Origin of the sequence: Nocardioides panzhihuensis, from assembly GCF_013408335.1 — a bacterium.
GTDB classification, from domain to species: Bacteria; Actinomycetota; Actinomycetes; order Propionibacteriales; family Nocardioidaceae; genus Nocardioides; species Nocardioides panzhihuensis.
The window spans coordinates 423,121-436,438 of sequence record NZ_JACBZR010000001.1 but is presented as its reverse complement, the minus strand read 5'-3'; the positions used below and the strand labels follow the sequence as shown (position 1 = coordinate 436,438).

The window sequence follows — 13,318 nt, the reverse complement described above, 5'->3', positions numbered from 1 at the left end:
GGTCAGACGGACTCGGCCTCGGCGAGCTCGCGCTTCCACTCGCGGAAGGTCTCCTCGGTGCGGCCGCGGCGCCAGTAGCCGGAGATGGAGACATCGGCCTTCGGGACGCCCCGCTCCTTGAGGAGGTAGGGACGGATGCCGTGCATGGTGACGGCCGCCTCGCCGTGGACGAAGGCGTGGACGCGGCCGTCGAGCCACTTCAGGTCGCGGACGGCGGTGAGGAGGAGCTGCTCGTGACCCTCGGCGTCCTGGGCCGCATGATGGGTGTGGTCGCCGGTGACCAGCCAGGTCACCTCGACGCCGTCGGGGTGGTCGAGCGGCTGCTCGTGGTCCGGCGCCGGGATGTCGATGACGGCGTATCCGCGGGCGTCGGCCGGGAGAGCGGCCAGAGCGGCGCGGATGGCGGGCAGGGCGGTCTCGTCGCCGGCGAGCAGGTGCCAGTCGGCCTCCGGGTCGGGCGCGTAGGCGCCGCCGGGGCCGAGAGCCAGGAGGGTGTCACCGGGCTCCGCCGCGACGGCCCAGGGACCCGCGTACCCCTCGGTGCCGTGGACGACGAAGTCGATGTCGAGAGTGCCGTCCTCGACCGACGGGTTGAGCGCGGTGTAGGTGCGCACCACGGGAGCGTCGTCAGCCGAGCCGGGCTCCCGAGGGATGGAGAGCTTCACGTAGCGGTCGGTGAAGACGCTCGACGAGAAGGCGCTCAGGTCCTCCGAGCGGAAGCTCACCCGGATCATCGTCGGGCCGAGCTGCTCGGTGGCGGTGACGACGAGGACGGTCTCGGGCTTCGCGGGTCGACTCATGTAGGCAAACCTAACTCGCCGCCAAACCGGTCTCGGTCAACCCGCCGACCGGGTGGAGTGCACGGAGCGGGGCTGGGTCGACTCGTTCGGTTCGTCGGACGAGTCGAAGGTGGGAGCGGCGACAGGATGGGCGACAGGAGGGGCGACGGGTCGCTGAGGCCTGTTGACCAGCGACAGGCTCGGCTCCAGAACCCGCAGCAGCGTCTCGACATGGCCACGCGCCTCGGTCACCAGCCGCCGCGCCTCGCGCGGTGATCGCCTCCGCAGGTCGAGAAGGTCGTCGTCGGCCGGCCGCCGGATCCGCCGCCGGGTCCGCTGCAGCGGCGCGAGCTGGACCAGCGCACGCAGCCGGGCTGCCGCATCCGCCTCCGAACCCGTGGGGCCGCCCAGGGCCGCGCGTCCCAGCAGATCGCTGAGCGCGGCGAGCTCGACGAGCGTGAACGTCCGTTTGACGGCCGAGGGCACCAGCCGTGCGACGTCGCTGCGATGGGACCGCTCGGCCGTGATGATCAGATCGGCACGCTCGATGTCGGCGACGTCGAGACGGTAGGCCTGATGCCTGGTCAGCCTGGTCCCGGCGAGAGCCACCTCGGAGGCGATCATCGAGTCCATGTCGTAGCCCTCGAGCGCCTCGCTGCCGGCCGAGATCACCGTGATGCCGTGCCGGGCGAGGCCACCGATCTGGCCGACGCCCTCACGGAGCATCGCCTCGATCGCCGGCGAGCGTCGTATGTTCCCGGTGCAGACGACCAGGATCGTCGCGGAGTCCATCCTGCCTACCTTCGAACAGTTGCCTGACGATTCTCGAGCGTGAACCGCACATCCACGCAGCGGACCCCCCGAACGTGACGAACAGACATTACGCAGTCCACGCACGACCCCCGAAACCAACGGCAGATCAATCCCCCATTTGGGGGAACGTGACGGCCGCTCGGCCCTGTCGCCCCCGGAACCGGGTGAGGATGTGCGATGGCCCCCGTGGACCTCCCCTGCCCTGCCGGGCGGATGAGTCGCGGATGGACGCCCTGGCAAAGACATCGGACGGAGTGACCTGTTGGACCTGCGCGACTACGTCGCAGCCCTGCGAAAGCGCTGGTACATCGTCGCTGCGCTCGCGATCATCGGCGCCAGCGCGGCCTTCGCGCAGGCGCACGCGAGCCCGCCGCAGTACCGCGCCCAGAGCACCGTCTTCGTCTCGATCGCGCGCGGCGCGACGACCCAGGAGCTGGTCCAGGGCTCGACGTTCACCCAGGAGATCGTCCAGTCCTACGCCAAGCTGGCCACGATGCCGGTGGTGCTCGACCAGGTCATCTACGACCTCGACCTCGACACGACGTCCAAGGAGCTGGCCGAGGAGATCACCGCCGAGAACCCGCTCGACACCGTGATCATCGAGATCGACGCGGTGGCGACGACCAGCACCGGCGCCTCGGACCTCGCCAACTCGGTCGCCGACGAGCTCACCACCACGATCACCAACCTCTCCCCCAGCTCCAACAAGAAGTCCGCGGTCGAGGTGACCGTGGTCGCCCGAGCCGACCCGCCCGAAGAGGCGTTCGCACCACGTACGCGGCTGGCCGCTCTGGTCGGCTTCACCGGCGGCTTCGGCCTCGGGGTCGTGATCGCCGTGGTCCGCGCCCTTCTGGACACGCGGGTCAGGACCGCTGCCGAGATCGAGCAGCTCACCGACGTGGGTCTCCTTGGGGCGATCCCCCGGCGCCGGGGCCAGCGGCGCGCCCGCGGTGCGATCACCGCGATCGATCCGCACAACGTCGCCTCGGAGGCCTATCGGAGACTGCAGACCAACCTGCAGTTCCTCGATGCCTCCTCTCGGGTCCGCTCCATGGTCGTGACCTCCTCGATCGGCGGTGAGGGCAAGTCGACGACATCGATCAACCTGGCCCTGGCGATCGCCGAGCAGGGCCAGCGCGTGCTGCTCATCGACGCCGACATGCGCCGTCCGGCGGTCGCCGACTACTGCGGTCTGGAGGGCGCGGCCGGGCTGACGACGGTGCTGATCGGGAAGGTCGAGCTCGACGACGTCATCCAGGTCTGGGGAGATGCGAACCTGCACGTGCTCACCATGGGCGAGATCCCGCCCAACCCCGCCCAGCTGATCGGCTCGCCCCGGATGGCCGCCCTGCTGGAGGAGGCGCGCGCCGGCTACGACGTGGTCATCCTCGACTCCCCGCCGCTGCTTCCGGTCGCAGACGGCGCGATCCTGTCGCGGCTGACCGACGGTGCCCTGGTGGTCGCCAACTGCCGTACGATCCACCGCCCGCAGGTGCTCGAGGCCATCGACAGTCTCGAGGCCGTCGACGCCCGCTGTCTCGGCATCGTCGCCAACCAGGTCCGCGACACCGCCGCGCACACCTACTACGGGCAGCCGGAGCAGAGCTGGTTCGCCCGCCTCCTCGCCGCCGTCGTACGCCACCGGGAACCGCGCCAGCAGGGCTACCCCGCCGCCGGGAGCTGACCGTGGCGGTCGCGACCGCGGTGCGCTCTCCGCGCACCCAGCGCACCCAGCACGCTGAGCGCACCGGCTGGGAGGTGCTCGCCGCGCTGCTGGCCGGAGCGGCGGCGTTCCTCGCGGGGACCGACTACGGCCTGGTCAGAGGGCTGACGGTCGGCGGCCTCGTCGGGGCGGCCCTCGCACCGATCTGGATCCGGGAAGCGAGCCGATATCGCGGGGCAGTCCTGGGCGGCGTACTGCTTCTTGCCTGTTTCATCTCCGCTCTGGCGCTCGCTACCTGGCGCTCGGCGACCCACCCGCCGACCGAAGCCGGCGTGCTGTTCGAGCTGCTGCCGGTCGTCTCGGCCGCGATGTGCGTCGGGGCGCTGCTGTGGGCACAGCGCGTGCTGTCGCCGGGGGTCGTGGTGTGCCTCTACGCCGTCGGCTCGTTCATGACGGCGACGATGAACTCGCGGTTCGCCGAGGACCCGTGGCGGTTCGGCTTCTCGATGCCGTCGACGATGCTCCTCCTGGGGGCGTGTCTGATGATCAAGCAGCGCCCACGAAAGCAACTCCTGGCCGAGCTCGTCACGCTCGGGGCGCTCACTGGGGTCACCGCACTCTCGGGGGCCCGATCGATGAGTGCATTCTTGATCATGACCGCGGTGCTGCTGGTGTGGCAGCACCGCCCGGCGACGGCGAAGAAGTCGACCTCCGTGCTGCTCTCGCTGGTGTTGGTCGGCGCACTCGGACTCGGGCTCTACCGCGCGCTCGAAGGGGCAGCGCTGGAGGGTTACCTAGGCCAGTCTGCGCAAGAGCGCACCGAGCTGCAGGTGCAGACAGCGGGATCGCTCATCCTCGGTGGCCGGCCCGAGATCGGGGCCACGGTCGCTCTCATGCTCCACGAGCCGCTCGGCTACGGTGCCGGCGTCATGGCGACGCCGACCGACATGCAGGCCGCCAAACAGGGCATGTCGGCGCTCGGCTATGACCCGGACAACGGCTACGTCGAGCACTACATGTTCGGCACCCGGATCGAGGTGCACTCGCTGATCGGCGACCTCTGGATCTGGTTCGGTCTGGCCGGGCTGGTCCTGTCTGGGTGGCTGCTGTGGCTCGCCACCGGCTATCTCGGCCGCAGCCTGGCGCACCGCACCGGCACCGCCCTCGGCATCTTCCTCGCCCTGCAACTGGGCTGGAACCTCTTCTTCGGGCCGATCATCAGCTCACTGCCGGCGCTCGCGCTGGCGCTCGGGGTGTTCCTGCTCCAACGCAAGGAGACGGCCGCCGAGCCGACTCCGTCGGTGCAGATGTCACCCGCGCCGGGGGCGCGCCGGTCGAGTCGTGGCCGGCGAGCTCGCCGCCGCTACCTCGCCGGAGGACCGCGGCATGCGTGAAGGCTGGATCGACTCCGCGCGCGGCCTGGCGATCATCCTCGTGGTGCTCTTCCATGCCGTGATCAACCTCGACCTGGTCGGCCTCGCCGGCCCCTGGACGCGGCTGGCCTATACCCTCGACACCTTCCGGATGCCGCTGTTCTTCTTCCTCTCCGGCCTCCTCGCGCCTTCGCTGCTCGCCCGCCCGCTGCGTGAGGTGCTGCGCACTCGGTGCCTGAACCTGATCTACCTCTACGTTCTGTGGTGCGTCCTCCTCGGCACCTTCCGCGCGCTGCTGCCGCACCCCCCGCCTGAGGCGTTCGCCTCGATAGCCCTGGTGCTGATCGAGCCGAACGTCTACCTCTGGTTCCTCTACACGCTGACTCTGTTCACGCTCGTCGGATGGCTGACCCGTCGGCTTCCGGCGTGGCTCGTCGTCGGGACCGCGCTGATCTGCTCCGCCGTCTTCGCCTCCGGGCTCGTCTCCACCGGCGACATCCCCTGGGACAAGACGTTCCGCTACTGGTTCTTCTTCGTGCTGGCCTCCCGCGCCGCACCCGCGGTGCGCTCGGCCGTGCCGCGGATGCGGCCGGTTCACGTGGTCGGGGCCGGCGTGGCGTACGTCTTGGTTCTGGGGTTCTTCCTCTACGTCGCCGACGACCGGATCATCTTCGTACGGCCGATGCTGGGACTGCTCGCGGTCGCCGCAGGCTGCGGGCTCGGGGTGATGATCGCCCGGATTCCCGCGCTCGGCTTCGTACGCCACCTCGGCACCCGAACCCTCCCGATCTATGTCGTGCACGCCTTCCCGGTCACGGCTGCCGCCGCGCTGCTGACCGACCGCGGCATCGACTGGCCGCCGGGCACCGGCCTGGTCGCGGTGCCGCTGCTGGCCCTCTTCGCGATCCTGCTGGCATTGGCTCTCGACCGGCTGATCACCGCCCGGACCCGCGGCGTCTTCGACTTCCCGTTCCCGCACTGGACCACCAGCGCCGCCCGCGAACCATCTTCCTCATCCCTCCAGAGAACCTAGCCCCGAGGACGTCGTCATGACTCTGTCCGAGACCTCTTTCAATCTGAAGCTGCACACCTTCCGGCGCGACTCGGGACGTCTCTACCGCGAGCTGCTCCGCAACCAGAAGATCGAACCCGCGGCTCTGGCCGAGCTGCAGCGCACCAGAGCGATCGCGATCGCCGAGTTCGCCCGGAGTCAGACGGTCTTCTACGCCAAGCACTTCGCCGACGCAGGCATCGACCCGGGACGGGCACTGACGCCGGACGACTGGACCCGGCTGCCGATGCTGAACAGGAGGAGGCTCAAGGAGCACGCCGACGACGTCACCTCGTCGGAGGCGACGCCCCGAAACTCGCGTCGGGCACTCACGGGAGGAAGCACCGGTGAGCCGCTCAGAGCGATGCACGACTCTCGTGTGCCGACTCTCGCGCTCGCTTGGCGCATGTACACATGGTGGGGTATTCAGCCATGGGACAACCTGGCCAGGATGGCCCGTTGGGGCTTCGGGCGTTTCGACACGCTCAAGAACGACATCGCCTGGTGGCCGTCGAAGCAGCGCTACGCGGACGCGGGACTCATGAGCCCGGAGTCGATGCGACGGTTCCACGCCGAGCTCACAAAATCGCAGCCGGCGCTGCTCGAGGGATACGTCGTCTCGACTGCCGCTTACGCCGACTTCCTCGAGGCCGAGGGTCTCCGCCTGCCATCGCTTCGCGCGGTCGCGACGACCGCTGCTCCGCTCGATCCAGCCACCCGAGATCGCCTCGAATCGGTCTTCGGCGTACCGGTTCATGACGAGTATCGGAGCGCAGAGGTCGGCTGGATGGCAGGTGAGTGTCACGAGCGCCACGGCCTGCACGTGTTCGCCGATGCTCGCGTCATCGAAGTCGTCGATGAGCAGGGGCGAGTGCTTCCACCGGGCGAGACCGGTGACATCGTCGTCACCGATCTCACCAACCGGGTCTTCCCGATCATCCGTTATCGGATCGGCGATCGGGGGAGGTTGCTCGATCGGCAATGCCCTTGCGGCATTGGCCTCCCGCTCATGGCCCAGCCCGAGGGCCGTGCCACGGACCTGCTGTACACACCCACCGGCCGCACGCTCGGTCAGGTCACCGGAATCTTCAGCGATGTCCCAGAAGCCGTGCGCCAGATGCAGGTCCACCAGCGCGCGGACCACTCAGTCACCTTCCGCGTCGTCGAAGGGCGGATCCCAAACGCCCGATCTCACGTGGAGCGGAAGATCGACCTCCTGCGGAATCGGATCGACAACGAGGTTCCTGTCACCATCGAGTACGTCGACTCGTTGCCTTACACCGGCGCGAAGCTCAAGTACGTGATCAGCGACGTGCCCAGGGCTGACGGGTAGAAGCTACCCGCGGAGATACTCGTGGATATGCGATCCCCAGGCGCCCCGGACCATCCCGACGCCACGAACCACCAGCCGAGTCCCTCGGGCATGATGAACGACGGACCCGGTCACCCGGCCGAGAAACAGGCGTACGCCTCCCCACGCGACCCGAACGACGCCGCGGGCCGTTTGCTCGAGTCGCACCAGACCCCGCGTTCCGGGCGAGGCGAGATAGACATGCACCCGTGAGTCGGAGTTGCCGACGCGGGAGGCACGGGCGAGAGCCCATTCTCGCGTCGCGCGGCTGGCCGGGACCAGATCGAAGACCGGCGCTTCCTCGCACCACACGATCCGTCCCCCGGCGGCAGTGAGGGCACGGGTGAAGGCAGTGTCGGAACCGCCGGAGAGACCGAACCCGAGGTCGAAGCGGAGCTCACCGACTTGGACCATGTCGAGCAGGAGGTTGTTCGTCGCTGCAGTGGTGACGACCGTGCCGGTCGGGTGGCTGAACTCCCGGAAGAAACCTCCCGCGGTGAGCCAAACGTCCGGTTCACCGTCGAGCCGGAAGACCACCGGCCCGACGACTCCCGCGGCGCCAGTCTCCTGCCAGCAACCGAACAGGGTCGACAACCACGCCTCCGAGGGCTGCTCGTCGTCATCGATGAAGACGACGACGGCCTCGGGACCGGCCTCGGCCAATGCCCGGTTGCGAGCGGCGGCGATACCGGGAGTGGGCTCGTGGACGTAGACGACGCGTACGTCGCCCCTGGCCGCTTCCGCCACCGAGGACGAAGCGGTCGGCTGGTCGTCGTTGTCCACCACGAGCAGCCGTGCGCCAGGAACGGCATCGAGCTGGGTCCGGAGTATGTCGATCGTCTCGGCCAACCCCTCAGGGCGCCGATAGGTCAGCATGCAGACCCAGACCGGCCTCCTCATCTCATCGTCACTTGATGATCACCGTCACCGAGTCGGAGCGGGAGACGTTGCCGAGCGGGTCCACCGCCTCGATGCGGTACTTCTGCGCCGAGCGGCTGGCGCGACCGGTGTCGGTGAAGGTCATCGCGGCGTGCTTCCAGAACGGAGCCGTGACCTTGACGGTCTTGATCGGCGTGGAGTCGATCGAGCCGCGGTAGAGCTTGTAGGTGACGGTCGCGTTGTCCTTGTCAGGGTTGCCGGGCCACTTCAGCGTGGCCTTGCCCGCGGAGGGTGAGGTGCCGGTCAGCGCCCACTTGGCGCCCTTCAGCGTCGGACCGACCTTGTTGGGAGCAATGTCCTTGACGGCGAACCGCACCAGACCCTGCTGGGCGACGCCGTTGACCTTCAGGAACTCACCGCCGTAGAGCACGTGCTTGGCGTCGGCCGTCACCGTCCAGGTCGACTGCTTGGCGCTGGTGAAGGTGCCGTTGGTCCACTTCGGGTACCACTCCAGGAACTCCGGGCGCGGGGTGCCGGGGTGGTCGGGGTAGTTGTACTTGGTGTCGGCGACGTTGGTGCCGCGTACGTCCTGGGTGGTGGCGGTGGCGTGATACCACGCCCGCGGCTTGGTCTCCGGGAAGCCGCCGGAGGTGTCACAGCCGTGCTTGTGGCTGGCCTGGTAGACCACACTGGCGGTGGGCCAGATGGCGTACGTGTCGCCGTGGCAGTCCTCGAGCCAGGTCAGCTTGCCGGTCGCCCAGTTGGCCTTGAAGGAGCCCTCGACGTTGCCGCCACCGCCGTAGTGGTAGCCGGTGCCGTAGAAGCTGGTGCCGTCGGACTCCAGAGAGAGGATCGCCGAGTTGGTGCCGCCGTTCCGGACCTCGGAGTTGACCGGCAGCGCCAGCGACTTGCCCGAGGAGACCTCGATCCGGGCCAGGCCGTAGCCCGGGTTGGAGGAGCCGTTCACGCTCGTGAACGCCCCGCCGATCACGATCTTGGTGCCGTCGGAGGAGACCACGATGTCGTTGACGTTGCCGCCGGCGAGCTTCGGGTTCATCGGCAGCAGCTGGGTGCCGGTGTCGCTGGGCTTGACCGCCGCCACCTTCGTACGTGCGGTGTTGTCGGCCGAGGTGAAGACCCCGCCGTAGAAGACGGCTGTCGAGGTGGCCGCGACCGCGTTGGTCGTCGAGTTGAAGATCGGCCGGAAGCTGGTGGCCTTGCCGGTGGCGAGATTGATCGCCGCGCCGCGGTAGCGGTTCACGCCGTCGACCTGGGTGAAGCCGCCGGCGACGTAGAGCAGCTTCTTGTCGGGCGAGAGCGCCATGTCCTTGACCTGGCCGTTGAACTTCGGCGCGAAGCCGGTGACCAGCTTTCCGGTCGAGAGCCGGTAGGCCAGCAGGTGGGACCGCGCCGACTCGCTGGTGCCGGCCGCGGCACCCGCGGGGCGAGCCGAGGTGAAGTTGCCGCCCACGTAGACGATGTCGCCGACGATCACCTGCTTCCAGGCGACCCCGTTGATCTGCACTGTCGGGAGTACGTCCGCAGAGACCGTCCTCGGCAGATCCGGGTCGGTCGGCGCGGTGTCCGCGGAGGCGGAGGTCGCGGAGGTCACCAGGGTCAGACTCGTGGCCATGAGCGCCAAGACAGCGAGGATCGGCTTCATCACATCTCTCATCGTGGGGGGACGGTTATCGCTGGGGGCGTCCCTTGAAGACCACCACGTCGGCGCCGTTGCCGAGATCGAGCTCGACGCGGACCGGACGGGACTCCTCAGGGATCTGGAAGACGTAGACGCCCGTGGCCGACTCGCCGGCAGCGACCGAGGCCGGGAACGGCACCTCGCCGTCGGAGGCGACGCTCACCGCGGGGGTGCGCTCGGGCCCGTAGTAGGCGTTGACCACGCCGAGCGCCAGGGATAGCTTCTTCCCGGTCTGGTTCTTCACCTTCACGGTGATCGCGAGCGCCGGACCACCGACCTCACCGGGAAGGCTCGCCGTGGCCCGGACGGAGTCGATCCTGGCCAGCCGCGCCGTCACGCCGGGTGCGGTGGTGGCCTCGGCCTTCAGACCGACTGAGCGGTCGCCTTTCGACGGCTTCCCAGGCTCCTCGTCCACCGACTCGGAGGCAGATGCGGACTCCTTCTCCGAAGGAATCGCCGCCGGTGAAGGCGCGGCGGCCACCGTCGAGCCCGATCCGGCGGTGGCCGGGCCAGACGGATTGCGCACGAGGAGCGCGACCGCGACGCTCACGAGGACGACGGCACCGACAGCTGCCGCGACGTACAGCCTCGAACGCGGGACTTGACTGAGCATGGGGGATCTTCCGCGGGCGGGGTTGGACAGTGACATCGAAATCAAAGACGGTGCATTCAAGCCCAGATCCACTGGCCGTGGGTGGATCCGCGCGCCCTCTCCCCAAGATCGGGTACGTGACGGTCGACGGTTACGGCTCGATCACTCTCAGGTCGTCATAGCTCACCTCGACCGGCGTCGCGCCGATCGCCGAGGAGCCGTAGCCACGCACCATCACCCCTCCGGGCAGCTGGTTGGCGGCAGCCGAGTCGGAGAGCTCGTACGTCCACCCAGACGGCTCCGCGGAGCCGACCGGCCACACCTTGGTGCGCACGGTCGACGGCGCGGTGCCGGTGACCTGCAGGCGGACCATCAGCCGGTCGCCGGGCGCGACGCTCAGACCTGGGACCACGTTGGCGCCGACGACGGGGGTGCCGCTGCGTACGAGGTGGACGCCGACGGTGCCGTCCGGGTTGAACCGGAGCCGGGAGGCGTAGTGGTCCGAGCCGGAGACCCGGGCACCGAGGATCGACCAGACGAAGCCCGCGTCCGGGAGCCGAGAGACTCCGACGCTGACGGTCGCTTCGACGTCACCCGCCGAGATCTCCTCGAGCCGGGACTCGGTGGTCCCACCGGGGGTGGTCGCGTGCCGGCCGCGGCCCTCGGAGACAGAGAAGTTGCCGGCGACGCCGGTGCTGCGCGTCCAGGTGCCGCCGGCCTCGGCCGTGCCCCAGCCGCTGGCCTCGGCACGCTCGAAGGCGTCCTCGGCGACGATGCCCTCGGCCGGCGGGACGGGCTCGCCGTCGACCTCGACGGTGACCCACTCGGTGAGCGCCTGGTTGCCGAAGGCGTCCTCGGCGACGACCCGGTAGCGCTGGGCGGAGCCCGGCGGTGCCTCGGTGTCGACGAAGCTCTGCGTGGCCTGCTTCCAGAAGGCGGCGGTGACCGGGTTGGTGTGGATCGGGGCAACGTCCGTCGACCCTCGGTAGACCTTGTAGGTGACGGTCGCATTGTCCTTGTCGGCGTTGCCGGGCCAGGTCAGCCGGACCTGGCCGTCGGCGGGCGAGGTCGCGGCGAGCCCGAACTCAGCACCGCGGAGAGCCGGACCCACGTCGTTGGGCGCGATCTCCTTGACCGCGAACCGCGCCAGCCCCTGTTGGGCGACCCCGTCAACCTCGAGGAACTCGCCGCCGTAGACCACGTAGTCGTCGTTGGCCGAGACCGTCCAAGGCGCCTGGTTGGAGCCGGTGAAGGTGCCGGGCGTCCACTTCGGATACCACTCCAGGAACTCCGGGCGCGGGGTGCCGGGGTGGTCGGGGTAGCCGTAGATGTCACGGGTGTTGGTGCCGCGTACGTCCTGGGTGACCGCCGTCGAGTGCTGGTAGCTGCGCGGGCTGGTCGCCGGGAAGCCGCCGGAGTTGCCGCAGTAGTACTTGTGGCTGGCCTGGTAGACGACATCGTCGGTGGGCCAGATCGAGTAGGTGTCGCCGTGGCAGTCCTCGAGCCAGGTCAGGTTGCCGGTCGCCCAGTTGGCCTTGAAGGAGCCCTCGACGTTGCCGCCGCTGCCGAAGTGGTAGCCGGTGCCGTAGAAACTAGTGCCGTCGGACTCCAGGGACAGGATCGCCGCCTTGCTACCCGCGTTGCGGACCTCGGAGTTGACCGGGAGCGACATCGAGGCGCCGGTCGCCACCTTGATCCTGGCCAGCCCGTAGCCCGGGTTCGATGAACCGTTGACGCTGGTGAAGTTGCCCGCGATCACGATGTCGGCGCCGTTGGGCGAGACCACGATGTCCTGCAGCGAGCCGTTCGAGACGGTCGGGTTCATCGGCAGCAGCTGAGTGCCGGTGTCGGTAGGCCGGACGGCGGCCACCTTCGTGCGCGGGGTGTTGTCGGCCGACGTGAACGCGCCGCCGTAGAAGACCGCGTCGGCGGTCGCGGCGACCGCGTTGGTGGTGGAGTTGAAGATCGGCCGGAAGCTGGTCAGCGCCCCGGTGGCGAGGTCGATCGCCGCGCCGCGGTAGCGGTTGACACCGTTGACCTGGGTGAAGCTGCCGGCGACGTAGAGCAGGCTCTTGTCGGGCGAGAGGGCCATGTCCTTGACCTGGCCGTTGAAGCTCGGCGCGAAGCCCGGGATCAGCTCACCGGTCGACAGCCGGTAGGCCAGCATGTTGGCCCGCGGCGTCTCGTTGGTTCCGGGCGCGGCACCGGCCGGACGGGCGGAGGTGAAACTGCCACCGACGTAGACGATGTCGCCGACGATCACCTGCTTCCAGGCGACTCCGTCGATCTGCACCGTCGGAAGTACGTCGGCCGAGACCGTCGCCGGCAGCTCGGGGTCGACCGGAGCCGTGTCCGCCGTCGCCCCTCCCGACACGACCAAGCCACTCACTCCGAGCCCTATTGCGACCGCCCCGGCCGCCAGCACTCGCCACTTGGCCCAGACGGGCTTGCCCTGAATCCGCGTCATCATCCATCCCTGCCCAAGGCGGCCACCTCGGCCGCGACACGCGAGTGTCGCGTATACCTGCCCCGACCCGCTCGGCAGGTGCGGGTCCGTTCCCCAGAATCGGGGATGTCTTGACCCCTACCCACGGACTGAGATGCCGACTCGCTGCATCGAGAAGAGGACACTGCCCTGAAATCCATTAGTCCACTCATTCGGTCGCGCCGGCCCGACGTGTACGCCGTCCTCGCTTTCCCTACCGGTGTCCCGTATACGACGAGAGCCAAGGAAACCTCGATCTAGGATCGGCGCAACTCACCAACCGAGCGGTTCGGCATCGACTGGCCCAACAGCCTAGACATCGTCTACGAACCAATCGCACCAAATCTGACCCGACTCGTCAGGGACAACGCCATAGGCAGTTGGCTCTGAAGTTGACAAAATTAGGGAGGTATAACCTCCGCGTTGCAAATCCTCAGTGTCATCCTCTTCCACACCCCATGGAAACTCTTTATGCGCAATAACAGCTTCGCCGTCACTCAACCTGAGCCCAACCGCGGGCTGTTCCACAGGGTTTCTCGCTGAACTCAGGGATGGATCAACAAAAACGGAAACTAGCGATCGGGGCCTTAACATCGGAGCCAATTGCGACAGAGCTCCGCCGGACGACCGCAT

Annotated in this window: 10 protein-coding genes; 4 read left to right on the top strand and 6 right to left on the bottom strand. The window is 68.6% G+C overall.

Going from position 1 to position 13,318, the window contains the following annotated elements; genetic code table 11:
* Positions 1 to 2: 2 nt before the first annotated feature.
* A complete protein-coding gene (locus tag BJ988_RS01885) occupies positions 3 to 800 on the bottom strand; it encodes a siderophore-interacting protein (protein WP_179656423.1) in 798 nt (265 codons plus the stop codon).
* Between the two features lie 36 nt (positions 801 to 836).
* On the bottom strand, positions 837 to 1,571 hold the full coding sequence (locus BJ988_RS01880; protein WP_179656422.1) for an arsenate reductase/protein-tyrosine-phosphatase family protein: 735 nt from the start codon (positions 1,569 to 1,571) through the stop codon (positions 837 to 839).
* 283 nt (positions 1,572 to 1,854) lie between these two features.
* Here BJ988_RS01880 and BJ988_RS01875 point away from each other — a divergent pair, with 283 nt between their 5' ends.
* Genes BJ988_RS01875 through BJ988_RS01860 form a run of 4 tightly spaced genes read left to right on the top strand, consistent with a single transcriptional unit; the run spans position 1,855 to position 7,012 of the window.
* The gene (locus tag BJ988_RS01875) at positions 1,855 to 3,276 is read left to right on the top strand and encodes a tyrosine-protein kinase domain-containing protein (protein WP_179656421.1); all 1,422 of its coding nucleotides are present in this window, start codon (positions 1,855 to 1,857) and stop codon (positions 3,274 to 3,276) included.
* A gap of 2 nt (positions 3,277 to 3,278) precedes the next feature.
* Positions 3,279 to 4,649 (top strand): hypothetical protein, encoded by a 1,371-nt coding sequence (locus BJ988_RS01870; RefSeq protein WP_179656420.1) that lies wholly within the window; start codon positions 3,279 to 3,281, stop codon positions 4,647 to 4,649.
* A complete protein-coding gene (locus BJ988_RS01865) occupies positions 4,642 to 5,661 on the top strand; it encodes an acyltransferase family protein (RefSeq protein WP_179656419.1) in 1,020 nt (339 codons plus the stop codon). The genes BJ988_RS01870 and BJ988_RS01865 overlap by 8 nt, the downstream gene beginning before the upstream one ends.
* Positions 5,662 to 5,677: 16 nt before the next feature.
* Positions 5,678 to 7,012, top strand: a complete 1,335-nt coding sequence (locus BJ988_RS01860; RefSeq protein ID WP_179656418.1) for a phenylacetate--CoA ligase family protein — start codon at positions 5,678 to 5,680, stop codon at positions 7,010 to 7,012.
* Positions 7,013 to 7,015: 3 nt separating this feature from the next.
* Here BJ988_RS01860 and BJ988_RS01855 read toward each other — a convergent pair whose 3' ends face one another.
* From BJ988_RS01855 to BJ988_RS01840, 4 genes are all read right to left on the bottom strand, one after another.
* Entirely contained in the window at positions 7,016 to 7,930 is a 915-nt protein-coding gene (locus BJ988_RS01855; protein WP_179656417.1) for a glycosyltransferase family 2 protein, read from the bottom strand.
* 7 nt (positions 7,931 to 7,937) lie between these two features.
* Positions 7,938 to 9,572 (bottom strand): hypothetical protein, encoded by a 1,635-nt coding sequence (locus tag BJ988_RS01850; RefSeq protein WP_218860509.1) that lies wholly within the window; start codon positions 9,570 to 9,572, stop codon positions 7,938 to 7,940.
* Between the two features lie 25 nt (positions 9,573 to 9,597).
* Complete coding sequence (locus tag BJ988_RS01845) at positions 9,598 to 10,221, bottom strand: hypothetical protein (protein WP_179656415.1); 624 nt, start codon at positions 10,219 to 10,221, stop codon at positions 9,598 to 9,600.
* A gap of 130 nt (positions 10,222 to 10,351) precedes the next feature.
* Positions 10,352 to 12,667 (bottom strand): fibronectin type III domain-containing protein, encoded by a 2,316-nt coding sequence (locus BJ988_RS01840; protein ID WP_179656414.1) that lies wholly within the window; start codon positions 12,665 to 12,667, stop codon positions 10,352 to 10,354.
* Positions 12,668 to 13,318: the final 651 nt, after the last annotated feature.